Source organism: Sulfitobacter sp. 1A12157, assembly GCF_043557345.1.
Lineage (GTDB): Bacteria > Pseudomonadota > Alphaproteobacteria > Rhodobacterales > Rhodobacteraceae > Sulfitobacter.
In genome coordinates, this window is the sequence record NZ_JBIFFV010000002.1 from 446,738 (window position 1) to 471,772 (window position 25,035).

At 63.7% G+C, this 25,035-nt stretch carries 23 protein-coding genes; 16 read left to right on the forward strand and 7 right to left on the reverse strand.

Going from position 1 to position 25,035, the window contains the following annotated elements:
• Positions 1-65: 65 nt before the first annotated feature.
• A complete protein-coding gene (locus ACGYLC_RS06135; RefSeq protein WP_394422176.1) occupies positions 66-1,838 on the forward strand; it encodes an SLC13 family permease in 1,773 nt (590 codons plus the stop codon).
• A gap of 1 nt (position 1,839) precedes the next feature.
• Here the strand turns inward: ACGYLC_RS06135 and ACGYLC_RS06140 are convergent, their stop codons facing one another.
• Positions 1,840-2,874, reverse strand: a complete 1,035-nt coding sequence (locus tag ACGYLC_RS06140; RefSeq protein WP_394422177.1) for a hypothetical protein — start codon at positions 2,872-2,874, stop codon at positions 1,840-1,842.
• Between the two features lie 320 nt (positions 2,875-3,194).
• On the opposite strand from ACGYLC_RS06140, the gene ACGYLC_RS06145 reads away from it, so the two are divergent.
• A complete protein-coding gene (locus ACGYLC_RS06145) occupies positions 3,195-4,832 on the forward strand; it encodes a hypothetical protein (protein ID WP_394422178.1) in 1,638 nt (545 codons plus the stop codon).
• A 68-nt stretch (positions 4,833-4,900) separates the two neighbouring features.
• On the opposite strand, the gene ACGYLC_RS06150 is transcribed toward ACGYLC_RS06145, so the two are convergent.
• Positions 4,901-5,758: a bile acid:sodium symporter family protein gene (locus ACGYLC_RS06150; protein ID WP_394422179.1), complete on the reverse strand. Its 858-nt coding sequence runs from the start codon at positions 5,756-5,758 to the stop codon at positions 4,901-4,903.
• 77 nt (positions 5,759-5,835) lie between these two features.
• Positions 5,836-7,608 carry an SLC13 family permease gene (locus ACGYLC_RS06155; protein WP_394422180.1) on the reverse strand — a complete coding sequence of 591 codons (1,773 nt, stop codon included), beginning with the start codon at positions 7,606-7,608 and terminating at the stop codon, positions 5,836-5,838.
• A gap of 119 nt (positions 7,609-7,727) precedes the next feature.
• Here ACGYLC_RS06155 and ACGYLC_RS06160 point away from each other — a divergent pair, with 119 nt between their 5' ends.
• Positions 7,728-8,468 (forward strand): YebC/PmpR family DNA-binding transcriptional regulator, encoded by a 741-nt coding sequence (locus ACGYLC_RS06160; RefSeq protein ID WP_394422181.1) that lies wholly within the window; start codon positions 7,728-7,730, stop codon positions 8,466-8,468.
• Here ACGYLC_RS06160 and ACGYLC_RS06165 read toward each other — a convergent pair.
• Positions 8,465-9,346, reverse strand: coding sequence for a LysR family transcriptional regulator ArgP (locus tag ACGYLC_RS06165; RefSeq protein WP_394422182.1), 882 nt, complete (start codon positions 9,344-9,346; stop codon positions 8,465-8,467). The genes ACGYLC_RS06160 and ACGYLC_RS06165 overlap by 4 nt on opposite strands.
• 91 nt (positions 9,347-9,437) lie before the next feature.
• On the opposite strand from ACGYLC_RS06165, the gene ACGYLC_RS06170 reads away from it, so the two are divergent.
• From ACGYLC_RS06170 to ACGYLC_RS06195, 6 genes are all read left to right on the forward strand, one after another.
• Positions 9,438-10,037, forward strand: coding sequence for a LysE/ArgO family amino acid transporter (locus tag ACGYLC_RS06170; RefSeq protein WP_394422183.1), 600 nt, complete (start codon positions 9,438-9,440; stop codon positions 10,035-10,037).
• A 55-nt stretch (positions 10,038-10,092) separates the two neighbouring features.
• Positions 10,093-11,022 (forward strand): DMT family transporter, encoded by a 930-nt coding sequence (locus ACGYLC_RS06175; RefSeq protein ID WP_394400238.1) that lies wholly within the window; start codon positions 10,093-10,095, stop codon positions 11,020-11,022.
• Between the two features lie 93 nt (positions 11,023-11,115).
• Positions 11,116-11,691, forward strand: a complete 576-nt coding sequence (gene betI / locus ACGYLC_RS06180; RefSeq protein WP_067263489.1) for a choline-responsive transcriptional repressor BetI — start codon at positions 11,116-11,118, stop codon at positions 11,689-11,691.
• 76 nt (positions 11,692-11,767) lie between these two features.
• On the forward strand, positions 11,768-13,225 hold the full coding sequence (gene betB / locus ACGYLC_RS06185) for a betaine-aldehyde dehydrogenase (protein ID WP_394422184.1): 1,458 nt from the start codon (positions 11,768-11,770) through the stop codon (positions 13,223-13,225).
• Between the two features lie 157 nt (positions 13,226-13,382).
• Positions 13,383-15,041: a choline dehydrogenase gene (betA, locus tag ACGYLC_RS06190; RefSeq protein ID WP_394422185.1), complete on the forward strand. Its 1,659-nt coding sequence runs from the start codon at positions 13,383-13,385 to the stop codon at positions 15,039-15,041.
• Between the two features lie 61 nt (positions 15,042-15,102).
• Positions 15,103-15,777 carry a thermonuclease family protein gene (locus ACGYLC_RS06195; RefSeq protein ID WP_394422186.1) on the forward strand — a complete coding sequence of 225 codons (675 nt, stop codon included), beginning with the start codon at positions 15,103-15,105 and terminating at the stop codon, positions 15,775-15,777.
• On the opposite strand, the gene ACGYLC_RS06200 is transcribed toward ACGYLC_RS06195, so the two are convergent.
• Complete coding sequence (locus ACGYLC_RS06200) at positions 15,778-17,178, reverse strand: short-chain fatty acyl-CoA regulator family protein (protein WP_394422187.1); 1,401 nt, start codon at positions 17,176-17,178, stop codon at positions 15,778-15,780.
• A gap of 78 nt (positions 17,179-17,256) precedes the next feature.
• The gene (locus ACGYLC_RS06205; protein ID WP_394422188.1) at positions 17,257-18,471 is read right to left on the reverse strand and encodes a multidrug effflux MFS transporter; all 1,215 of its coding nucleotides are present in this window, start codon (positions 18,469-18,471) and stop codon (positions 17,257-17,259) included.
• A 169-nt stretch (positions 18,472-18,640) separates the two neighbouring features.
• On the opposite strand from ACGYLC_RS06205, the gene ACGYLC_RS06210 reads away from it, so the two are divergent.
• From ACGYLC_RS06210 to ACGYLC_RS06240, 7 genes are all read left to right on the forward strand, one after another.
• The gene (locus ACGYLC_RS06210; protein ID WP_394422189.1) at positions 18,641-20,173 is read left to right on the forward strand and encodes an acyl-CoA carboxylase subunit beta; all 1,533 of its coding nucleotides are present in this window, start codon (positions 18,641-18,643) and stop codon (positions 20,171-20,173) included.
• A gap of 105 nt (positions 20,174-20,278) precedes the next feature.
• Positions 20,279-20,533 carry a Rho termination factor gene (locus ACGYLC_RS06215; protein WP_394422190.1) on the forward strand — a complete coding sequence of 85 codons (255 nt, stop codon included), beginning with the start codon at positions 20,279-20,281 and terminating at the stop codon, positions 20,531-20,533.
• Entirely contained in the window at positions 20,431-20,931 is a 501-nt protein-coding gene (locus tag ACGYLC_RS06220) for a DUF6497 family protein (protein ID WP_394422191.1), read from the forward strand. Before ACGYLC_RS06215 ends, ACGYLC_RS06220 begins: the two co-directional genes overlap by 103 nt.
• A gap of 214 nt (positions 20,932-21,145) precedes the next feature.
• On the forward strand, positions 21,146-21,286 hold the full coding sequence (locus tag ACGYLC_RS06225; RefSeq protein WP_168613065.1) for a hypothetical protein: 141 nt from the start codon (positions 21,146-21,148) through the stop codon (positions 21,284-21,286).
• Positions 21,287-21,367: 81 nt separating this feature from the next.
• Entirely contained in the window at positions 21,368-21,715 is a 348-nt protein-coding gene (locus ACGYLC_RS06230; RefSeq protein WP_067261657.1) for a hypothetical protein, read from the forward strand.
• Positions 21,716-22,034: 319 nt separating this feature from the next.
• Entirely contained in the window at positions 22,035-22,241 is a 207-nt protein-coding gene (locus ACGYLC_RS06235) for a hypothetical protein (RefSeq protein WP_394400220.1), read from the forward strand.
• A gap of 138 nt (positions 22,242-22,379) precedes the next feature.
• A complete protein-coding gene (locus ACGYLC_RS06240) occupies positions 22,380-24,425 on the forward strand; it encodes an acetyl-CoA carboxylase biotin carboxylase subunit (protein ID WP_394422192.1) in 2,046 nt (681 codons plus the stop codon).
• Between the two features lie 42 nt (positions 24,426-24,467).
• Here ACGYLC_RS06240 and ACGYLC_RS06245 read toward each other — a convergent pair whose 3' ends face one another.
• A complete protein-coding gene (locus ACGYLC_RS06245) occupies positions 24,468-24,923 on the reverse strand; it encodes a DUF4174 domain-containing protein (RefSeq protein ID WP_394422193.1) in 456 nt (151 codons plus the stop codon).
• Positions 24,924-25,035: the final 112 nt, after the last annotated feature.

A 25,035-nucleotide genomic window follows, 5' to 3' on the forward strand; every position in this document is an offset into this window, starting at 1 on the left:
CTTGCGCAGGGGGCGGCAATCGGCGTAACTGGACAACGGCCTTTTGCCCGAATGACAGGTTCTTGATGGAATTTTTCAGCTTCTCTCCGATGGAGACGGCGGTGCTGACCCTCGTGGTCGTCGGCATAATGTTCGTGCTTTTCCTGCGCGAAGCCTTTCCGACCGAAGTGGTCGCCATCGCCGGGGCGGCCTTGCTCTTGGCGCTTGGCGTGCTGCCCTATGACGACGCGCTTGAGGTGCTGTCAAACCCCGCGCCTTGGACCATCGCGGCGATGTTCATTATCATGGGGGCCTTGGTCCGCACCGGGGCGCTGGATGTTTTGACGCGGCTGGCCGAACGCTCGGCCAAGACGCATCCCAAAACGGCGGTGGCGGGGGTGATCCTGTCGGTCATGGCGGCCAGCGCCATCATGAACAACACGCCCGTCGTGGTGGTGATGATCCCGGTGGTGGTGCAACTGACCCGCACGCTGAACACCAAAGCCTCCAAGCTGTTGATCCCGCTTAGCTATGCCGCAATCATGGGCGGCTCATTGACGCTGATCGGCACCTCGACCAACCTATTGGTCGACGGTGTGGCGCGGTCGCAGGGCATGGCCCCTTTCGGCATTTTCGAGATCCTGCCCGTGGGCCTTGTGGTCTGCGCTTGGGGTCTGCTTTACATGCTGCTTTTCGCAGACAAGCTGCTGCCCGCGCGCGACAGCATGGCGAATATGCTCTCTGACCGCTCCAAGATGAAATTCTTTACCGAGGCGGTGATCCCGCCCGAAAGCAACCTGATTGGCCGCGAAGTGCTGGACGTGCAGCTTTTCAAACGCGAGGGCGTGAGGCTGATCGACGTGGTGCGGGGCGACGATTCGCTGCGGCGCAATCTTAAAGGGGTCGAGCTTCAGGTCGGCGACCGCGTTGTGCTGCGCACCCAAATGACCGAGCTTTTGAGCCTGCAAAACAACAAGGAATTGCGCCGGGTCGATCAGCTTTCCGCGGTGGAGACCACGACCGTCGAAGTGCTGATCACCCCCGGTTGCCGGATGGTGGGGCGCAGCTTGGGCTCGATGCGGCTGCGGCGGCGCTACGGCGTCTATGCGCTGGCGGTGCATCGGCGGAACCAGAACATCGGCCAGCAACTCGACCAGTTGATCGTCAAGGTGGGCGACACGCTGCTTCTGGAAGGGGCTGCCGAAGACATTCAGCGGCTGGCGAGCGAGATGAACCTCGTCGATGTGACCCAGCCTTCGGCCCGGGCGTTCCGCCGGGGCCATGCGCCGATTGCCATTGCCGCCCTCGTGGGGATCGTGGCGCTGGCGGCCTTCAACGTGGCGCCGATCCTCCTGCTGGCCGTAATCGCGGTGGCGGTGGTGCTGGTGACGGGCTGTATCGACGCGGAGGAGGCTTTTTCTTTCGTCGAGGGGCGTTTGCTGGCGTTGATCTTTGCCATGTTGGCGGTTGGCGCGGCTTTGCAGAACTCCGGTGCGATCACGCTGATCGTCGACAATATCGCGCCGGGGCTGGCACAATTGCCGCCGTTTTTCATCATCTTGGCGGTGTTCCTGCTGACCACGACCCTGACCGAGATCGTCAGCAACAATGCGGTGGCGGTGATTATGACGCCGATTGCCATCAGCCTCAGCACCGCGCTTGGCATGGACCCGCGCCCGCTGGTGGTGGCGGTGATGATCGCGGCCTCCTGCGCCTTTGCCACGCCCATCGGCTATCAGACCAACACGCTGGTTTACGGGCCGGGGGGCTATCGCTTCACCGATTTCATGCGCATCGGGATCCCGCTGAACCTGAGCATGTCGCTGCTGGTCAGCGCGGTGATCCCGCTCATTTGGTAGCTCAGGCGCTGCGCGGCACGTCGGACTGGGCGACAATCGCGTCAAAGCCCGCCTGTGCCTCGAGGAAGTTGCGGGTCAGCGGGGCGGTGAGTTCGGATTGGTCCGAGAAATAGGCCCCGACCCGGCAGATATGCGCCGCGAATTCAGGATGCACCCCGGCGTCGTCATAGCGCCGGATGCGATCCTTGCTCAGCCAGCCTCGTTTCTTGGCCTCTTTGCTGATCAGTTTGAGCCGCTGCACCGCGTGAAAGGTCAGGTAGACGGAGAGATAATCGAGGTAGTCGGGCAGGGCGATGCCGCAGGTTGGATCGAAGGTGTCAATCACCACATCGACCATATCCGACGGGGCGATGGGCCATGCCTCATCCCCGATCAGCCACGCGATGTCTTCGGCCCCGTGGCGCAGCCCGGCATATTCGAAGTCAAACCAGCGCAGCTTGTCATCCGCGCCAATCGCGGCATTGCCCGAGCGGCAGTCCCATTTGACGAATTGCCGCGCCGGGGCGTTGATGCGCTCATAGGCGGCGGTGCGGTCGAACTGGTCTGAGATGCCGCCGCCGAGGTCTTTGAGGAAGTCCACCGCATCGACGAAATTCAGCACCCAGTCGCGGTTGTTGCCCAGATGCGGCATGATCGCGTTTAACTCGGTCTGGCGCGCGGCGCCGTGGATGCGGAAGATGGCCGAGACGGCCTCGGCTGCGAGGTCGAGTTGTTCGGCGCGTTCCACCCGCGCGACTTCGACGTTCAGGCGGCGTTTGCCGACGTCGGATTGAAACATGATCTCGCCCACCACGCCCAGACATTCGGGCAGGTCGCTGCAATGGCGGCCAAGTTCGGTCAGCACATGGGCTTCGAGATGGGTGCGGCGGAAGTTCGGGCGGAGAGTGGCGATCACCGTGCGGTCGGTCAGATGCAACCGAAAACTCGACCGGTTTTCGCCGCCCGGCGCCGATACCCGCGCCACGTCTTGCCCGAAATGCCTGCGCGCCGCCGCGACGATCTGGGCCTGAGCGCTTTGTTCCTTGGGTCGTGCCATGAAGCCTCCGCTGGTGTTTTCGCCTGTCTAGCTCAGCTCGCTGACGAGGGTACGGCGGGTTCTGGGCAAAACAAAGGCAATTTCTACCTATCCCAAGGCAAGTGATTTGGACCCCCTCCGCACATTTGACCTATACGAAAGAACAATGCCCTCTCTGGCTATCTCACTGTTTCGGTTTGGCGCGCATTATCGGCCTAATTTACCCGAAAGATGGAAAGAATTTGGCGTAAATAGACGGCACCTGCTAGGTTCATAGGTCAGTGGGGGACGCGGCGCTGCAAATTGGCCGCGGCTGCAAACGGATATGAGGGATTGGCGTCATGGGTTACAGATTCTCGAAGGGTTGGAACAGCAAGGACAATAGCTGGTCCACCGGCGGCGAAGCGGGCAGCGGTTGCGATGCCAGTGGAACGAAGTCCTATCATAACGGCGGGGTAGAGGGCTCCTCCTTCGCGAAGTGGTACGACGCGCATTTGGCGGGCAAGTTCGACGGGAACGATGACGGCAAAGGCTCCGGTTCGGGTGGCACGAAGGGTTCCGGTTCTGGCGGGACTAAGGGCTCCGGTTCCGGCGGCACCAAAGGGTCCGGCTCGGGCGGCACCAAAGGGTCCAACTCTGGTGGCACTAAGGGTTCCTGTTCGGGCGGTACAAAAGGCTCTGGATCCGGCGGGACAAAAGGCTCCGGTTCCGGCGGCACGAAGGGCTCCGGCTCGGGTGGCACCAAGGGCTCCGGCTCAGGCGGCACTATGGGCTCCGGTTCTGGCGGCACGAAGGGCTCCGGGTCCGGCGGCACCAAAGGTTCCGGCTCGGGTGGCACCAAAGGGTCCGGCTCTGGCGGCACCAAAGGTTCCGGCTCCGGCGGCACGAAGGGCTCCGGCTCGGGTGGCACCAAGGGCTCCGGGTCCGGCGGCACCAAAGGTTCCGGCTCTGGCGGCACCAAAGGTTCCGGCTCGGGTGGTACGAAGGGCTCCGGCTCTGGCGGGACGAAGGGCTCCGGCTCTGGCGGGACGAAGGGCTCCGGCTCTGGCGGCACGAAGGGCTCCGGCTCGGGGGGCACCAAAGGGTCCGGCTCTGGCGGTACGAAGGGCTCCGGTTCCGGCGGCACGAAGGGCTCCGGTTCTGGTGGCACGAAGGGCTCCGGTTCTGGTGGCACGAAGGGTTCCGGCTCGGGTGGCACCAAAGGTTCCGGCTCCGGCGGTACGAAGGGTTCCGGCTCCTGCGGCACCAAGGGCTCCGGTTCCGGCGGCACCAAGGGTTCTGGTTCTGGCGGTACGAAGGGTTCCGGCTCCTGCGGCACCAAGGGGTCCGGTTCCGGTGGTACGCAAGGCGGTGATACCGGCGGCGCTGATAAATCCGTTCTCAATTTCCTGATGGGAGAGAACGGAGAGATCACAATCGCCGTCACGGAAATGCCGAACGGGCAGTTGCACTTCAACCTTTCGCCCACGGATCCTGAGGCCGACTCACACGCCGACATCAACGGGCTTTTCTTCAACGTGACCGATGGCAGCGCAATCGAAGAACTGAACTTCTTCCCTGACGTGAACGCGGAAGGCTATCACCTGACGGACGTGAAGGCTGTGGATGACGGTGTCGACGGCTTCGCGGGTGGTCCCCAAGCAGGGGGCAGTTTCGATGTGGGTCTGCAATTCGGCACGACCGCTGACAGTTCCGATGGCGAAGTCACGAGCACGAACTTCACCCTATGGACCTATCCCGGCTCCCTGTCTTTCGAGGACATCGATCTGAGCGGTATGCGTGTTGTTGTGGACTCGGATGAAAGCGGCGGTGAGGTGCTTGAGGTGTCCGGTATGGTCGATCCTGACATGGAGGGTCCCGAGGCCGATACCTCCGACCCCGCCTCCGCTCTCATGGACGCGCTGACCCTCACCTCCGTGCCGGAGGAGGAAGACGAAGGGGCGGACAGCTATGAGGAAGACGCTTTCGACATGGCCTAGGGGGCCGTCAGTTTAAAAACGAAAGGCGCGTCCCGCGGGGCGCGCCTTTTGCTTGGTGGCTCACGCCCTCAGCGCCCGCGCATCCAAAGGACGAAGGGCAGGGCCACCAGATACATCGTAATGCCATAGACCGCCGAGGGCAGGGCGTAGGCGCTGAACCCCGACGCTTGGCCCGAGATCAACCCGGCGAGGGTGATGCCAAGCGTCGCGTTCTGGATGCCCACTTCGATCGAGATCGCCTTGCGGGTCTGCCACGCCAGCCCGGCTGCCGCAGCAATGCCCAGCCCCAGCAACATCAGCGCCGCATTCATGCTAATGAGCGCGGGACCAAGCCGGGCGAGGTTCTCGGTGAAAACGCTCCAATTTCCGGCCAATGCGGCGAGGACGATCAGCACGAAGAGCAGCGCGGCGAGGGCGGATAGGCCCGGTTCGATCCGCGCGGCAAAGCCGGGGGCGAGGTGACGCAGGGCGAGCCCAAGTGCCACGGGCAGGGTGGTGATCACGAACATGGCCACCGCCAGCGCCGCGACCGAGACATCCGGCGCGGCATCGCCCATGAAGTGCCGCACGGCTATGGCGGTGAAGACCGGCACGGTCAGGATGCTCAGAAGCGAGACCACCGCCGTCAAAGTCACCGACAGCGCCACATCGCCCCGCGCGAATTTGCTGATCATATTCGAGGTCACGCCGCCCGGGCAGAAGGAGAGGATCATCAGCCCCACGGCCAGTTCTCCGCGCAGGCCGAAGGCCATGGCCACCGCCCATGCGGCAGCGGGCACCAACACCACTTGGCAAAGCGCGCCCAAGGCAAAGGCGCGCGGGTATTTCGCCACGCGGGTGAAATCTGAAACCGTGAGGCCCACCCCCAGCGACAGCATGATGACCGCCAATGACAGCGGCAGTACGACGTTGATCAGAATGTCCATTTGTCCCCCCAAAGCTGACACTCAGCCTAGGGGCGGCAAATATGCTCTGGCAAGTCCGACGCCGCGGGGGGCGGCTGTTAAAGCGGCCAGAAGAACAGGATGGCGGGGATCGACACGGCGACGACGATGATCTCCAGCGGCAGCCCCATGCGCCAATAGTCGCCAAAGGAATAGCCGCCGGGGCCGAGGATCAGCGTGTTGTTCTTATGCCCAATCGGCGTCAGGAAAGCCGAAGAGGCCGCCACCGCCACCGCCATCAGGAACGGATCGGGAGAGACGCCAAGCGACTGCGCCATCTGGATGCCCACGGGGGCCGCGACGATGGTCGTCGCCGTGTTGTTGAGCACATCCGACAGCGACATGGTCACCACCATCAGAACCGTAAGGACCACCCAAGCGGGCAGCCCCTCGGTCAGCCCCACCAGCGCGCCCGCGATCAATTCGGTCCCGCCCGAGGTCTCCAACGCAGCACCAAGCGGGATCATGGAGCCCAACAACACGATCACCGGCCATTCGATATGGGTATAGAGTTCCGACAGCGGCACGATCTTGGCCAGCACATAGCCGACCACCACGATGCCAAGCGCGATGGGCAGGTAGATCAGCCCGAAGGAGGCCGCGGCCACGGCCCCTGCGAACATCGCGATGGCGAGCCATGTCTTGCTGTCTTGGGTCACCGCAAGGCCCCGGTCGGCCAGCGGCAGCACGCCCAGCCAGTCGGTGACATGGGCCACCGTGTCGCGCGGGACCAGCAGCAACAGGATATCCCCGGGTTTCAGCTCGGTCGTGCGCAGTTGCGAGGTGATCTTGCGGCCCTGCCGCGACAGGCCCAAGAGCACCGTGCGCTGCCGCCACGACAGGCCCACCGCCTGCGCCGTGCGCCCGTTGAGCCGCGAGCCATCGGTCACCACGACCTCGACGATTTCGACCCCGTCGCCATCGGCCAGCAGCAGGTCTTCGCGGTCCCGGTCGGCCAGCGCGAGGTTCAGCGTGCTGCGGAATTCGTCCAGCGCGTCGGGCGTGGCCTCAAGCACGATCGCGTCTCCGGCTTGCAAAACCACGTTGCGGGCCGTGCCATAGCGCCGCTTGCCGTCGCGCATCAGGCCCAAGATCGCCACATCGGCGCGATGCGCCTCTTCTTGCAACTCGGCCAGACGTTTGCCGATCTGTTTGTTGCCCTCGGGCACGGTCAGCTCGGCGATATATTGGGCGATGTCCTCGGCCTCGATCATGGCGTCTTCGCGAGCGGGGATCAGGCGCCAGCCGATCAGCGCGACAAAGACCAGCCCCGCGATGGCGGCCAGCCCGCCCACGGGGGCGAAGTCGAACATCTTGAATGGCGCGCCCAAGGATTCCTGCCGGATGGAGGCGATGATGATATTGGGCGGGGTGCCGATCAGCGTGGCCATGCCGCCAAGGATGGTGGCGAAACTGAGCGGCATCAGGCTCAGCCCCGGTGCGCGGCCCGCTTTGCGTGCGGTCTGGATGTCGACCGGCATCAGCAAAGCCAAGGCCGCCACGTTGTTCATAAAGGCCGATAGCACCCCGCCGACGGCGCCCATCATGGTGATATGCGCGCCCAGGCTGCGCGAACTGTCGACCAGCGTGCGGGTGATCAGCATCACCGCGCCCGAACGAACCAACCCAGCCGAGACCACCAAGACCAGCGCCACGATAAGCGTGGCCGGATGGCCGAAGCCGTCAAAAGCGTTTTTCGTGGGCACCACGCCCAGCACCACCCCAAGCATCAGCGCCCCGAAGGCTACGATGTCATAGCGAAATCGCCCCCAAAGCAGCAGGCCAAAGACCGCGCCGAAGAGGGTGAAGAGGATGATCTGATCAGGTGTCATAAATCCGGTCTAACTTGGTTGCCCCATCGGCGGAAAGCTAAGCACAGGCCGGGTGGCTTGTTCCAGCGGTGATGCTGGCATATAGAGTGGCGCAAACGCATTGCCAGAACGAGGTATTCATGGCCGGTCACTCCAAATGGGCAAACATCCAGCATCGCAAGGGCCGTCAGGACAAGCTGCGCGCCAAGGTGTTTTCCAAACTCTCCAAGGAAATCACCATCGCGGCCAAGATGGGCGACCCCGACCCGGACAAGAACCCGCGTCTTCGTCTGGCGGTGAAAGAGGCCAAGGGCCAGTCCATGCCCAAGGACAACATCGAACGCGCCATCAAGAAGGCGATCGGCGGCGAGGGCGAGGATTACGAGGAAATCCGCTATGAGGGCTATGGCCCCAATGGCGTGGCGGTGATCGTCGAGGCGATGACCGACAACCGCAACCGCACCGCGTCGACCGTGCGTTCGACCTTCACCAAGAACGGCGGCAACCTGGGCGAGACCGGCTCGGTCGGCTTCATGTTCGAGCGCAAGGGCGAGGTGATCTACCCGGCCTCCGTGGGCGATGCCGACACCGTGATGATGGCCGCGATCGAAGCGGGCGCCGAGGACGTGGAAAGCTCCGAAGAGGGCCATGTGATCTATTGCGCCGACACCGATCTCAACGACGTGTCGACCGCGCTTGAGGCCGAATTGGGCGAGTCGGAATCGACCAAGCTGATTTGGCGTCCGACCACCACGACCGAGATGGACCTCGAGAACATGGAAAAGCTGATGAAGCTGATCGATGCGCTTGAGGAGGATGACGACGTGCAGCGCGTCACCACCAATTTCAAGGCCTCTGACGAGGTTATGGCGCAGCTTTAACGCGCCCCTTGCACCAGCGCCTCGCGCGCCGCGGCCCGGACGGCGGCGGTGAGCGGGGCCAGCGCGGGCGCCATGATCCGCGCGACCTGCCAGTAAAGCGGCACATCCAGTGGCAGCGCGTCGTCCAGCGACACGAGCCGCCCCGCCACCAAATCCTCGGCCACCAGCGGCGCGGGGTTCATGCCCCAACCCAGCCCTTGCCGCGCCGCTGCGACAAAACCATGGCTTGAGGGGAGGTGGTGGCTCGGCGGGGTCAGCCGCTGCCCGGTCTTTCGCTGCAGCCATCGCCCTTGCAGTTGATCCTTGTGGTCGAAGGTGAGCATCGGCGCGCGGGCCAGTGCCTCGGTTGTGACGCCCTCGGCAAACCACTTTTGCCGATAGGCGCGGCTGGCGGTGGCATGATAGCGCAGCGCCCCCAAGGGCAGCACGTCGCAGCCCGGGGCCGCGCGGGCTTGTCCCGTCACCGCCGCGCTGACCTCTCCCCGACGCAGCCAATCGGCCGAGGTGTCTTGATCGTCGATCATCAGATCGAAAAGCATGTCGGGCACCCGCGCCAGCGCCGGGATGAGCCATGTGGCCAAGACATCCGCAGGCACCGCCAGGCGGAGCCGGGGCGGGGCGGTGGCATCGCCTGCCCCAAGCGCCTGCGCTTCGAGCAGGGCCACATCCTCTGCATGTTTGGCAAGACGCTGGCCCATGGGCGTGCCGGTGCAGGGCTGGCCGCGCAGAACGAGCGTGGCCCCCACACGGTCCTCAAGCGCCTTCACCCGCTGCGAGATTGCCGAGGGGGTCACCCCCAGCACCGCCGCCGCGGCGTCAAAACTGCCGAGCCGCAGGATATGGGCTAGAGCGGTCAGCTGCGCGCTGTCGAGCTGCATAAGTTCTGCTAATCCTGACGTAGACTATTGAATTTGAGTAATCTGAGCCGAGGGGCTAGGCAAGGGCAACCCGTTTTACAGGATGCCTTCGATGTTGACCTCTTTCCTTCCCGGCTTTGCTCTTAGCCTTACCCTCATCATGGCCATCGGGGCGCAGAACGCTTTTGTCTTGCGCCAAGGGCTACGGCGCGAACATGTGCTGCCGGTGGTGCTGGTCTGCGCTGCCTCGGATGCTGTGTTGATCATGTCAGGGGTCGCAGGCTTTGGCGCGCTGGCCGAGGCGGCCCCGTGGTTCGGCCCGCTGATGCGCTATGGCGGCGCGGTCTTCCTGCTATGGTACGGCTGGCGCAACGCAGTTTCCGCATGGCAGGGCGGGGAGGCGCTGGAGGCCGAAGGGCAATCCACCCGCAGCCTGCGCAAGGCGATCCTGACGCTGCTGGCGCTGACCTGGCTGAACCCGCATGTCTATCTCGACACCTTGGTGCTGCTCGGCTCGATCTCGGCGCAATATCCCGACCGGCTCAGCTTCGGGCTTGGGGCGGTGCTGGCGAGTTTCGTCTTCTTTTTCTCGCTCGGGTATGGCGCGCGGCTGCTGGCGCCGCTCTTTGCCAAACCGCGCAGTTGGCAGGTCTTGGACGCCGTTATCGCCGTGACCATGTGGGCGATTGCGATTAAATTGCTTGCGATGTGAATAAAAATGCCGCGCCCATCTTGCCCTTGGCAGCGCTTTGGGAAAGGGTCACGGCATGACACAGTCTCCCGCCACCGCCCCCGACATCCCCGTTCCGCCCAACCGCCCGCTTGTCGGGGTCTTTTGGATGTTGGTGACCGGGGCCTGTTTCATCGGCGTGACCGCGCTGGTGAAATACATGGGGCCGCGCCTGCCTTCGGCAGAGGCCGCTTTCCTGCGCTACGCCATGGGGCTGGTCTTTGTCTTGCCGATCCTGCGGTCGCTGCTGGCCACCCCGGTAAGCCGGCGGCAATGGGGGCTGTTTGGCATGCGCGGCTTTTTCCACGCGGGCGGGGTGATCCTGTGGTTCTACGCCATGACCCGCCTGCCCATCGCCGAGGTGACGGCGATGAACTACCTCGCGCCGATCTATGTCACCGTGGGTGCCGCGATCTTTCTGGGAGAGAAGCTGGCCGCGCGGCGCATCGTGGCGGTCTGTCTGGGGCTGGCGGGGGCGGCGATCATCCTGCGCCCCGGGTTTCGCGAAGTCTCCACCGGGCATTTGGCGATGTTGCTGGCGGCGGTGGTCTTTGCCGGATCCTACCTCTTGGCCAAGGTGCTGGCGGATGAGGCGCGTCCGGTAATGATCGTGACCATGCTGTCGATCTTCGTCACCATCGGGCTGGCGCCCTTCGCCTTCTCCGTCTGGATCGCGCCCACCGTGCAGGAGTTGCTGATCCTCGCCGGGGTCGCCTTTTTCGCCACGGCGGGGCATTTCACCATGACGCTGGCCTTTGCCGCCGCCCCGGTGACGGTGACGCAGCCGGTCACCTTCTTGCAACTGGTCTGGGCCACGATCCTCGGCGTGGTGGTCTTTGCCGAGCCGGTGGACCTCTGGGTCGTGCTCGGTGGCGCGGTGATCTTGGGCTCGGTCACCTTTATCACATGGCGCGAAGCGATGCTGAAACGGCAGGTCACGCCCCCCTCACATGCGACGAAATTCTGACCTTCCGCCCTGTCGGGGCGGTACTTGATTGACGAGTCAATAAAGATTCCCCTATCCTGATGCGGTCAACACTGCCCCAAGGATCCGAATCCAATGCCCAAAGTCGGAATGGAACCCATTCGCCGCTCTGCGCTGGTTAAAGCCACCATCGCCGAGATCGGCGAGGCCCAGTCGCTGGACGTGACGGTGAGCCAGATCGCCAAGCGGGCAGGCATGTCGAGCGCGCTGGCGCATCACTATTTCGGCGGCAAGAACCAGATCTTTCTGGCAGCGATGCGGCATATCCTGTCAGAATATGCCGCCGGGGTGCGCGAAAGGCTTGCCACGGCCCGCACGCCGCATGACCGCGCGGCGGCAATCATCGTGGCCAGTTTTGACGACACCGGTTTTCACCCTGGCACGATCAGCGCGTGGATGACACTCTACGCCCATGCCCGCACCAACCCCGAAACCCGGCGTTTGCTGACGGCTTATCAAAGCCGGTTGCGGTCCAACCTCACCCATGCGCTGCGCCCGATCAGCCCCCAGCCCGAAGGCGATGCCGACACTCTGGCGGCCCTGATCGATGGGCTTTACCTGCGCGCGGCGCTGTCGGATGGCGTCAGCGCGGCAGAGGCCATGACCCGCGCGCTCTATACGCTCGACCTGCTGCTAAAAGCGGGCCGTTGAACACCGCGGAGACGGGCGGCACCGCCGCGCTCCGCCTCTCTGAACATTCCTCGCCTCAGGCAAGAAAGTCCCTTTGATGTCCTATGATCCCCAACCCACCGCCAGCCACTTTATCGACGGCACCTATGTCGAAGACACCAATGGCACGCCGATCCCGGTGATCTATCCCGCCACGGGCGAGACCATCGCCACCGTCTATGCCGCCACGCCCGAGATTGTGGAGCAGGCCATCGCCTCGGCCCGCCGCGCGCAGGCCGCATGGGGCGCGCTAAGCGGCACCGAGCGGGGCCGCATCCTGCGCCGCGCCGCCGACATGATCCGCGACCGCAACCACGATCTGTCGGTCTTGGAAACCCAAGACACCGGCAAACCCTATCAGGAGACCTCCGTCGCCGATGCCACCAGCGGCGCGGACGCGCTGGAGTATTTCGGCGGCCTCGCTGGCAGCTTGACCGGCGAGCATATCCAACTTGGCGAAGACTGGGTCTACACCCGGCGTGAGCCTCTGGGCGTCTGCGTCGGCATCGGCGCTTGGAATTACCCCACGCAGATCGCCTGCTGGAAGGCTGCGCCGGCGCTGGCCTGCGGCAATGCGATGATCTTCAAGCCGTCCGAGACCACGCCGCTCTGCGCCCTGAAAGTGGCCGAGATCCTGACCGAGGCCGGTCTGCCCGCGGGGCTTTTCAACGTGGTGCAGGGCATGGGCGCGGTTGGCCAGTCTCTGGTCACCGATCCCCGCATCGACAAGGTCTCGCTCACCGGCTCGGTGCCGACGGGGCGCAAGGTCTATGCCGCCGCTGCCGAAGGTATCAAGCATGTGACGATGGAACTGGGCGGCAAATCGCCCCTGATCGTCTTCGAGGATGCGGATATCGACAATGCCGTCGGCGGCGCGATCCTGGGCAACTTCTACAGCTCCGGCCAGATCTGCTCGAACGGCACGCGGGTCTTCGTGCACCGCGACATCAAGGAGAAGTTCCTCGCGCGGCTGTCCGAGCGGCTGGACAAGGCTGTGATCGGTGACCCGATGGACCCCGACACCAGCTTCGGCCCGATGGTCAGCGAACGCCAGATGCAGATCGCGCTGGACTACATCGAGAAGGGCAAGGCCGAGGGCGCGCGGCTGGTCTATGGCGGGAGCCGCATCGAGCGCGAGGGGTTCTACATGCAGCCCACCGTCTTCGCCGATGTGAAAGACGACATGGTCATCGCCCGCGAGGAAATCTTCGGCCCGGTCATGGCGGTGCTCGACTTCGAGGATGAGGCTGAGGTCATGGCCCGCGCCAATAATACCGAGTTCGGCCTCGCCGCCGGTGTCTTCACCCGTGACCTTGCCCGCGCGCACCGCGTGGCGGCGGGGTTCGAGGCCGGGACCTGCTATATCAACAGCTACAACGACGCGCCGGTCGAGGCGCCCTTTGGCGGCATGAAGAACTCCGGCGTGGGCCGCGAGAACGCCAAGGCGGCGATCGAGCACTACAGCCAGGTGAAGTCGGTCTACGTGCGCATGGGCGATGTCGAGGCACCCTTTTAAGGGGTAAATTTGCTGAGAGGTGCTTGAGGGATCGGCCTGATCCTCAAGTCACCTCGTCAATTCTGGGGAGCGATTCCCCACCGCCTCAAGGACAAGCCGCGCATCCGCGCGGTGCTGCGCATCCTTGACCCGGCGCGGAATCACGGAAGGAAGAGCTATGGAAGCTGAATTTGTCATCGTCGGCGCGGGCTCCGCGGGCTGCGCCATGGCCTACCGCTTGGCCGAGGCGGGTCGCAAGGTTATCGTCATCGAACATGGTGGCAGCGACGTCGGGCCTTTCATCCAGATGCCCGCGGCGCTTAGCTATCCGATGAACATGCCGCGTTACGACTGGGGCTATAAATCCGAGCCCGAGCCGCAACTCAACAACCGCGAGTTGGTCTGCCCGCGCGGCAAGGTCATCGGCGGCTCCTCCTCGATCAACGGCATGGTCTACGTGCGCGGCCACGCCAAGGACTTCGACCATTGGGAAGAGGTCGGCGCGCGCGGTTGGTCTTATGCGGATGTGCTGCCTTACTACAAGCGCATGGAAACATGGCACGAGAACGGCCATGGCGGCGATCCGGCTTGGCGCGGCAAGGACGGCCCGCTGCACGTCAGTCGCGGCCCGCGCGAGAACCCGCTTTTCGACGCCTTCGTGCAGGCCGGGGCACAGGCGGGCTACCAGGTGACCCATGACTACAATGGCGAGCAGCAAGAGGGCTTCGGCCCGATGGAGCAGACGGTCTGGAACGGGCGGCGCTGGTCGGCAGCCAATGCCTATCTGCGCCCGGCGCAGAAGACCGGCAATGTCACCCTGATCCGCGCGCTGGCGCAGCGCGTGGTGATCGAGGAGGGGCGCGCCGTGGGTGTCGAGGTCAAGCGTGGCCGCGCGACGGAGGTGATCCGTGCCAGCCGCGAGGTTGTGCTGGCGGCGTCGTCGATCAACTCGCCGAAACTGCTGATGCTTTCGGGAATCGGCCCTGCCGCGCATCTGGCTGAACACGGCATCGAGGTGCGGGCCGACCGCCCCGGCGTGGGGCAGAACCTGCAGGACCATCTGGAGCTTTACATCCAGATGGCCTCGCGCCAGCCGATCACGCTCTACAAGCACTGGAACCTCCTGTCGAAGGCCGTCATCGGCGCGCAGTGGCTCTTTACCAAGACTGGCATGGGCGCCTCGAACCAGTTCGAATCCGCGGCCTTCATCCGCTCGAAGCCCGGCGTGGAATACCCTGATATCCAATACCATTTCCTGCCCATTGCCGTGCGCTACGACGGTCAGGCGGCGGCGGAGGGGCATGGCTTTCAGGCGCACACGGGGCCGATGCGCTCCAAGTCGCGCGGCGAGATCACCCTGCGTTCTGCCGACCCGGCCGAGGCGCCGCGCATCCGCTTCAACTACATGTCGCATCCTGATGACTGGGAGGAGTTCCGCACCTGCATCCGGCTCACGCGGGAAATCTTCGCGCAGGACGCCTTCAAGCCCTTCGTCAAACACGAGATCCAGCCCGGTGAAGCGCTGCAATCGGACGGGGCGCTTGACGCTTTCATCGCCGAACACGCCGAAAGCGCCTATCACCCCTGCGGCACCTGCCGCATGGGCGCTGCGGACGATCCGGGCGCCGTCGTCGACCCGCAGGCGCGGGTGATCGGGGTCGAGGGGCTGCGCGTGGCCGACAGTTCGATCTTTCCGCGCATCACCAACGGCAACCTTAACGCACCCTCGATCATGGTGGGCGAGAAGGTCTCGGACCTGCTTTTGGGCCGTGACCCGCTGCCGCGCGCCAATGACGAGCCTTGGCTGCATCCGAACTGGCAGGTGGCGCAGCGCTGACGGTTAACCTGACTTAACATCCTGTCTTGAAGGCGGCGGGGCGGGGCGTCATACCTGCCTCATGTTAAGGATTTGTTCACTTTTCGCCCTCAGTCTGACGCTGGGTCTCGTGGCGGGAGCTGCAGGGGCGCAGACGGTCTCGGGCGTGGTCCGCGTGATCGATGGGGATACCTTCGATCTCGGCGGTACGCGCATCCGCCTGCATGGCATCGACGCGCTTGAAGCCAGCCAAACCTGCGAGACCGAGGGCGGGCAGGCATGGGCCTGCGGAGATTGGACAACGAGGGAGGTGCGCGACAGATACCAAGGGGCCGATGCGCGATGTGAGGCGCTGGACCGCGACCGCTATGATCGCATTGTCGCCCGCTGCCACGTGGGTGGCGTCGATGTGGGGCAGTCGCTGGTGCGTGACGGGCTGGCCTTTGCCTATCGTAAATATTCGATGGACTATGACCTGGATGAAAAGGCCGCCTTTGTCGCGGGCCGTGGGATTCACGGGTTCAAGACGGTTTCTCCCGCCCGCTACCGTGTGACCCGCCGCAGCGGGGCAGAGCCTGCCCGGCCCGAAGGCGGCTGCCAGATCAAGGGCAATATCAGCGCCAAAGGGGTCAAGATTTACCATATGCCGGGGCAGGAGTTTTACAGCCGCACCCGCATCAGCACCAGCAAAGGCGAGCGTTGGTTTTGTTCCGAAGCCGAGGCACGCGGCGCGGGGTGGCGGCGCGCCCGGCGCTGATCATTCCACCCGGTAGGGCAGGGTGTCGCGCAGATGCGGGTCGACCACCAACTGCCGCTCCAACGGCGGGACGGAGCGTTGATGACAATCCCGGCGCTCGCAAATCCGGCAGGAAATGCCAATCGGTTCAAAGGCATCGCTGCGGGTGACGTCCATCCCATCGGCATAGACCAAGGCAGGCGCATGGCGCACTTCGCAGCCGAGTGAGATCGCGTAGCGCCGCACCGGCGCGCCAAACCGCCCCGCCGGTTTCGAGATGTCCCGCGCCAAGCTGATATAGCGCACCCCATCCGGCGTCTCGGCCAATTGCCGCAGGAACCGCCCCGGCGTCTCAAAGGCGCGGTGGACGTTCCAGAGCGGGCAGGCGCCGCCGAAACGCGCGAATTGCAACCGGGTGGCGGAATGGCGTTTGGTGATCGTGCCCGCTTGATCGACCCGCACGAAAAAGAAGGGCACCCCCTTCGCGCCGGGGCGCTGCAGCGTCGACAGCCGATGCGCCACCTGCTCGATCGAAGCACCGAAATGCCCGGCCAGCACCTCCAGATCGTGGCGGCAGTCCTGCGCCTTTTGCAGGAACCGCCCATAGGGCAAGAGGGCCGCCCCGGCAAAGTAATTGGCCAACCCGATCTTGGCGATATCCCGCGCCGCAGCGCTGTGGAAACGGGCAAGGTCCAGCGTCGCCTCCAGCAGCGCGTCTTGCTGGGTCAACGCCACCTGCAACAACATCTGAAAGGTCTGCGTCTCAGGCGCCGCACGGGCCGATAGATGCAGCACCCTGCGCGCGGGATCGTAGGCGCGCAGCCGGTCGTCATCCTCAAAAACAACGCGCACCCCAGCACTCTCAAGCGCGCGCGCGGCGGTCGCCCGCGTATCGCTGCCGCTGCCTTCGCGGGTCGCAAAATGCTCTGCCGCACGGTCGACCGCATCAATGTAATTGTCGCAATAGTGAAAGAAGTCCCGCACCTCTTCCCACGGAGAGGGCATCGCCCGCGCGTCCTCGCGGCCCAGGGCTTCGTCCAGCGAGGCCAGCCGTTCATGCACCTGCCGGTAGCTTTGATGCAGGGCGAGAAAGGCATGGGCTAGCCCCGGCGCGTTGGAGGCGGTGAGGCGCAGATCGGCCACCGGGGGTGCCTTTCCGGCAAAAATCGGATCGGCCAGCGCCTCGCGCAGATCGCTGACCAACCGCTCCCCATCGCCGCTGGAAAGCTCGGTCACATCCAGCCTGAACTCCGACGCCAAGGCGAGCACGACATTGGTACTGACGGGCCGGTTGTTGTTTTCCATCTGGTTGAGATAGGGCAAGGAGACGCCCAGCCGGGCGGCGAAGTCTTTCTGCGTCAGCCCCGCGCGGGTCCGGGTCTCACGCAGTTTCACACCGGCATAGAGTTTCTGGATCGCCATCCGCGCACCTTTGCAACTTTGCAGCTAGGCGCAGCCTAGCTTTGCAAAGCCGCGGTCACAAGTGCGGTCGGCCCGGGTCTAGAGCCCCAAGGCTTTCTCACGCCGGATCACCACCCAGATGGAGGCGACCGAGGCGATGGCCGTCAGCAGCATGAGCCACAGCAGCGGATAGGCCCCGGTTTCAGGGGTGAGCAGGGCGCCGGCCAGCGCGCTCAAGGCCGCGCCGCCGACGATCATGATCGCCCCGCCCAGCCCCGAGGCCGTGCCCGCCAAGTGCGGGCGCACCGAGAGCATCCCGGCGGTGGCATTGGGGATGCAGAGCCCGTTGCCCAGCCCCACCAGCGTCATCAGCCCGAAAAAACTGAGCGGAGAGCCATAGCCCGCAATGAAGATCAGCAGCGACACCGTGCCGCCCACGGCATTGGAAATGCAGCCCCAAAGCACCAGCGTGTTCACGCCAAAACGTGTCGCGGTGCGGGCGGTGACGAAGTTACCCACGAAATAGCCGATCGCCGGCGCGCCGAAATAAAGCCCCAGCACCGCAGGCTCCATTCCGAAGACCACGGTGCCCACGAAGGGCGCGCCGCCGAGGTAGGCAAAGAAGGCGCCCGAGCAGAAACCCGTGGCCAACGCATAGCCCCAAAAGCGCGGCGAGCGGAGCAACTCAGGGTATTCGCCGAACTGCTGGCGCAGCGATTTGCCGCTGGCGCGCGCGGTTTCGCCCAAATCGGCCCAAGCCACCCAAAACACCAGCCCACCAAGGATCAACATTGCCCAGAAGGAAGCCTGCCAGCCGAAACCCTGCTCCAGCAAGCCGCCCAAGGCCGGGCTGATCATCGGCACCAGCGCCATGCCCATGGTGACATAGCCGATCATGGAGGCCGATTCATCTTGTGTGTAAAGGTCGCGGATCACCGCACGGCTCAGCACCATGCCCGTGGCGATCACGGCCTGCGCCATGCGGAATACGAGAAACACGGCGATGTTCGGCGCGAGCAGACAGCCGACCGTGGCCACGAAGAAGATGCCCAGGCCCCAAAGCATCACCCGCCGCCGCCCGAGGTTGTCCGAAACCGGCCCGATGAAGATTTGCAATATCCCACTGAAGAACAGGTAGAGCGGCACCGAAAGCTGGATCACCGCGTAATCCGTGCCGAAATGCTCTGCCATCTTCGGCAGGCTTGGCAGGAAGATGTTCATCACCATGGCCGAAAGCCCGGCCAGCAGGATCAGTGTTGAGATATGGGGTGGGGTCGTCCGGTCTAAATACCGGACCCGGGGGATATCGCTCATGCAAATGCAAGTAGTAGCGGCTATAGGAAATGTCCATGTTAACTAGATTTTTTTGCAACTTTTCATTTTGCTGACCCGGGCATGTATTGATTTTGCAAATTTGCAAAATTGCGCTTTGGTCAGTTGCGCTCCTCCGGTAGACTGGTCGAAATCACAATAGGGGTGCGTCATGAAAGACATTCTCGAACAACTGGAGCGGCGCCGCGAAGATGCGCGTTTGGGCGGCGGTCAGGCACGGATCGATGCGCAGCACGGCCGCGGCAAGCTCACCGCGCGGGAACGTGTCGATCTGCTGCTCGACGAAGGCTCCTTCGAGGAATTCGACATGTTCGTCACGCACCGCTGCACCGATTTCGGCATGCAGGATCAAAAGCCCGCGGGCGATGGCGTGGTCACCGGCTGGGGCACAATCAATGGCCGCCTCGTCTATGTCTTCAGTCAGGATTTCACCGTCTTCGGCGGCTCCCTGTCAGAGACCCACGCCCAGAAAATCTGCAAGATCATGGACATGGCAGTGCAAAACGGCGCCCCCGTGATCGGCATCAACGATTCCGGCGGCGCGCGCATTCAAGAAGGCGTGGCAAGCCTTGCAGGCTATGCCGAGGTCTTCCAGCGCAACATCGAAGCCTCTGGCGTGATCCCCCAGATCAGCGTCATCATGGGCCCCTGTGCGGGCGGGGCGGTCTATTCGCCCGCGATGACCGACTTCATCTTCATGGTCAAAGACAGCTCCTATATGTTCGTGACCGGCCCCGACGTGGTGAAAACCGTCACCAATGAAGTCGTCACCGCCGAAGAACTGGGCGGCGCCACGACCCATACGCGCAAATCCTCCGTCGCCGATGCGGCCTTCGAAAATGATGTGGAGGCACTGGCCGAGGTGCGCCGCCTCGTCGATTTGCTGCCCGCCAACAACCGCGAGAAACCGCCGGTCCGCCCCTTCTTCGACGATCCCAACCGGATCGAGCCCTCGCTCGACACGCTGGTCCCGTCGAACGCCAACACCCCCTACGACATGAAGGAATTGATCCTCAAACTGGCGGATGAGGGCGACTTTTACGAAATCCAAGAGGAATTCGCCAAGAACATCATCACCGGTTTCATCCGCCTCGAAGGGCGTACCGTCGGCGTGGTCGCCAACCAGCCGATGGTGCTGGCGGGCTGCCTCGACATCGACAGCTCGCGCAAGGCGGCGCGTTTCGTGCGCTTCTGTGACGCCTTCGAAATCCCGATCCTCACGCTGGTCGACGTACCCGGCTTCCTGCCCGGGACCGGTCAGGAATACGGCGGCGTCATCAAACACGGTGCGAAACTGCTCTTTGCCTATGGCGAGGCGACGGTGCCGATGGTCACCGTCATCACCCGCAAAGCCTATGGCGGCGCCTATGACGTGATGGCCTCGAAACACCTGCGCTCGGATTTCAACTACGCTTGGCCCACCGCCGAAGTCGCCGTGATGGGCGCCAAGGGCGCGACCGAGATCATCCACCGCAAGGATCTGAACGACCCCGAAAAGATCGCCAAACATACCAAGGATTACGAAGACCGTTTCGCCAATCCTTTCGTCGCCGCCGAACGTGGTTTCATCGACGAGGTGATTCAGCCCCGCAGCACCCGCAAACGGGTCGCCCGCGCCTTCGCCTCTCTGCGCAACAAAAAAGTGCAGACCCCGTGGAAAAAACACGACAACATCCCGCTCTGAGCGCCATCATGCAGCTTCATCCTTTCTCAAATACCGATCCCACAGGGGCCGCGCGCGGAACCCTCGGCGGACTGGGCGGTTTTCCTCGCAAAGGAGGACCGGATCATGCCGAATTCATCCATCAAGGACGAAGAGACCTACAAGTCCCTGCGCGAAGATGGGGCGAGCAAGGAGAAAGCCGCCCGGATCGCCAATGCGCAGGCCAACGACAGCCAGCACCCGGGCAAGAAGGGCGGCAAACAGCCGCCCTACGAGGATTGGACCAAGGACGATCTCTACGACCGGGCACAGGAGCTTGGGATCGAAGGGCGCTCGGAGATGGACAAGGGCACGCTGATCGACGCGCTGCGCAACCACTAGGCGCTCTACTGCGCCGGGCCTGGCTGCCTGTTCTGCTGGCGATCGGGCTGGCAGCGCCCGCGCGGGCCATTGACGTCCCCTCTGGGCAAACCGTCGATCTGCAAGAGGTCTTGGTCGAAGAGCTTGGCGGTGAGACATGGCTTCGCTTCCGTTTCATCGCCCCGCAGATCGCCAAGGGACCGGGGGCCATCGCCTATGACCGCGCCGCGCCGGATATGGAGCATCTCTGCGCGGTCGTGGCACTTCCGTATATGACTGAACATGCGCTGGCGGGGCAGGTGATCGTCGTCTCCCTCGCTGACCGCCCCGTGGAATTCGGCGCGGCCGACCCTGAAGCGACCCAATATTTCGAAGCTTTCCGGGCGCAGGATGACGCCTGCATTTGGGAGGGTTTGTGATGCAGGGGCAATATCTTGCAAGAATCCGCCGATCCCCGGATTGGAATGATGCTTTGGAGTCACAACGCGACCGATTGCGCTTGCAACCGTATCCATTGCCATGTGAATCGCATATGATGCGGTCAAGGAATACCCACGTATCCCTTACCTCAGAACCTGGGCTTGGCCGGCGTGTTGTCGTGTCAGGTTCATTTAACACTAATAGGAGATTTACATGTCCAAGAGCATCAAGTTGCTGGCAGCCATCGGTTTCGTTGCAGCGGTTTCGGCCTGCGCACAGCAAGAAGAAGAGTATGTTGTGGTCGAGCCCGAGCCCATCTCGGTTGAGCCCGTCTACACCGGCAAGTACAAGTAATGCCGTTGCAGGGCAGGCGTTTGCGCCTGCCCTGATCCCAGCCACCCCTGCAACCGGGAGGGGTGTCTGATGCCCGCCTATATGCTAAAACACCGCGGGTTCCCCGGGCGTCTGCCCGGCACCGATTTCCAATTCACCATTCGCCGTCCGAACCCCAAGGGGGTCACGCCCATCACCCGGCGTGAGCGTCGTCCAGACCGCCGCGCCCCGGACCGTCGCGCCGATACCGCTTTTGTCAAAGCCCTGTGGGAAGCCTTTGGCGAACATCCTTTCGAGCGGGGCAATCTCGATGCGGGCCGCCTGTCATGGCTCTTTGGCCGTGAGGTTCTGCCCGCGACCGATCCTTTCGATCCTGCCGATTACGAAGCGCTGCTGGTGCTCGACGTGGCCGCCGCCCGCGCCGCATTCCCCGAAGCTTTCGAGGATTGATCGGCATGATGTCGCCGCGCCTATCTGCAGATCAGCATGGCTTTGCCGAAGTGCCGTTTGGGGCCAATACGGGCTTGGCGGCGCTGCAGGCTTGGGCCAAGCTTTCTTGTGCTGGCGGCACATCATTTGTCCTTCGTGCCGCCGGACATGAAGACCATACCCCTTCCCCTATCGGGCAGTCGCGCGTTTGTGCGGGGCTGCCCGACTTTTCGAAAGGGTGGTTTTTGCGTCACAGGGCAGCAGACCAAAAATACGACCGGGAACCCGTCAAACGGCGGGGCGTTGGTCGGATAGTAGATAGCAGTGAAGGAACAGGCACATGTCCATTCGTAACATCATTCTCGCGCTTGGCGCGACCGCCGGTCTGGCCGCTTGCGGCAGCAACATCGGCGAACAAGGTTTGGGCGGCGCAGCCGTCGGCGCAGGTGCGGCAGCCGTTACAGGCGGGTCGCTGGCGCAGGGCGCAGCCATTGGCGCTGCGGCCAACGTCGGGTACTGCCAGCTTAACCCCGGCAAGTGTAACTGATCACAGCCCAATAGCCGCTTTGCCCGCCCCTCGCGCGGGCAGGGCGGCCTCCCCCTTTCATCTTTACCCTACAGGCACCCGCGCAGCTCCGGCTGACGCGGCATTTTGCGTGGCCTGTCACCGTCAAAGGAACTGCTGATGTTTGACAAGATCCTCATTGCCAACCGGGGCGAAATCGCCTGCCGGGTGATCAAGACCGCCAAGAAGATGGGCCTGACCACCGTGGCGATCTATTCCGATGCGGACGCGCAGGCGCTGCATGTGGAAATGGCGGATGAGGCCATTCACATCGGCCCGCCCCCGGCGAACCAATCCTATATCGTCATCGACAAGGTGATGGAGGCGATCAAGCAATCCGGCGCGCAGGCGGTACATCCGGGCTATGGTTTCTTGAGCGAAAACAGCAAATTCGCCGAGGCGCTGGAGGCCGCTGGCGTGGCCTTTGTCGGCCCGCCCAAGGGCGCCATCGAGAAGATGGGCGACAAGATCACCTCCAAGAAGATCGCCAAAGAGGCCGGGGTTTCCACCGTGCCGGGCTACATGGGGTTGATTGAGGACGCCGAAGAGGCAGTGAAGATCTCCAATGAGATCGGCTATCCGGTGATGCTCAAAGCTTCTGCCGGTGGTGGCGGCAAGGGCATGCGGATTGCATGGAACGACGAGGAGGCGCGCGAGGGCTTCCAGTCGTCCAAGAACGAGGCCGCCAATTCCTTCGGCGATGACCGTATCTTCATCGAGAAATTCGTCACGCAACCGCGCCACATCGAGATACAGGTGCTCTGCGACAGCCATGGCAATGGCATCTATCTGGGCGAGCGGGAGTGTTCGATCCAGCGCCGCAACCAGAAGGTCGTCGAAGAGGCGCCGAGCCCCTTCCTTGACGAAGAGACCCGCCGCGCGATGGGCGAACAGGCCGTCGCACTGGCGCAGGCCGTGGGCTACACCAGCGCGGGCACCGTGGAATTCATCGTCGACGGCGACAAGAACTTTTACTTCCTCGAGATGAACACCCGCCTGCAGGTGGAACACCCGGTGACCGAGTTGATCACCGGCGTCGATCTGGTCGAGCAGATGATCCGCGTGGCCAATGGCGAGACGTTGTCGATCACGCAAGGCGATGTGACGTTGACCGGCTGGGCCATCGAGAACCGGCTCTACGCCGAGGATCCCTACCGCGGCTTCCTGCCCTCCATCGGCCGTCTGACCCGCTACCGCCCGCCGCAGGAGGTGGCCGCGGGGCCGCTGCTGGAGCAGGGCACATGGCAGGGCAACGCGCCCGCCGGTGACATGGCCGTGCGCAACGATACTGGCGTCTACGAGGGCGGCGAGATCTCGATGTATTACGACCCGATGATCGCCAAGCTCTGCACATGGGCCCCAACCCGCGAAGAGGCGATTGAGAAGATGCGCGTGGCGCTCGACAGTTTCGAGGTCGAGGGCATCGGCCACAACCTGCCGTTCCTCTCCGCCGTGATGGATCACCCCAAGTTCGTCTCGGGCGAGATGACCACCGCCTTCATCGCCGAGGAATATCCCGAGGGCTTCGAGGGCTTGACCCTGCCAGAGAGTGAGCTGCGCCGCATCGCCGCCGCCTGCGCCGCCATGCACCGCGTCGGCGAAATCCGCCGCGCCCGCGTTTCGGGCCGGATGGACAACCACGAGCGCAAGGTCGGCAGCGACTGGAACGTGAAGCTTCAGGGTGAGAACTTCGATGTGGTCACCAAGGCCGATCCCGAAGGGGCGACGGTGGCTTTCACCGACGGCAGCGAAATGCGGGTCAGCGGCGATTGGACACCGGGTGACCAACTGGCCGAGATGACCGTCGACGGCGCGCCTTTGGTGCTGAAGGTCGGCAAGATCTCCGGCGGCTTCCGCATCCGCACCCGTGGCGCGGACCTGAAGGTCCATGTCCGCACGCCGCGTCAGGCGGAACTGGCGGCCCTGATGCCCGAGAAACTGCCGCCCGATACCTCCAAGATGCTGCTCTGCCCGATGCCGGGTTTGGTGGTGAAACTCGACGTCGAAGTGGGTGACGAGGTTCAGGAACGGCAAGCGCTCTGCACCATCGAGGCGATGAAGATGGAAAACATCCTGCGCGCCGAGAAGAAGGGCGTCGTCAGCAAGGTCAACGCCGGCGCGGGCGACAGCCTTGCGGTGGACGATGTGATCATGGAGTTCGAATAGGGTGCGACGCGCGAGCGATCAGGGCGGGCAGGGCGCGGGGCATCAGCGGATGATGTCGCGCTCCTTTGCCTCTCTGATCTCCCGCTGCCTCAGCGGCATCTTGTCGATGCTGCGGGTGATCTCGCGCACGTCCCATGGAAAGGGTTTGCGCAGTTCGATCTGGCCTTCCTTGTCGACCAGCACCAGCATGAAGCCCCGCGGGCGCATTCGCAGCCTGAGCGCGCTGCGCGCGGCAGGGTCGGTATCGGTCAGCACCACCACATCGCGCAGGCGCAACTCTTCCTCGCGGTCGCGGAGGTATTCCATCTGCGCGACATATGCCGGATCGTTCTCGGAATTGGCAAAGACCAGAACGGGCCGCTTTTTCCATTGGAAGCCGCTGAGATCGGCCATATCGGCGGGCAGGAACAGCGGATCCTCCATCGGGGTATCGGCCCCTTGGGCAATCGCTGTGCTGGCGATCAATCCTGCAAAAACTAGTGAGATCAAACGTTTCATCAAGGCTCCTGTCCCTTCAGATATAGGGGGCCTGTACCATTTTGCGAAGGGCAAAGCGCCGCAGGGGGGATTTATCCCCCTAGGGGCGCGGCGTTTGACAATTCAGCCGCCA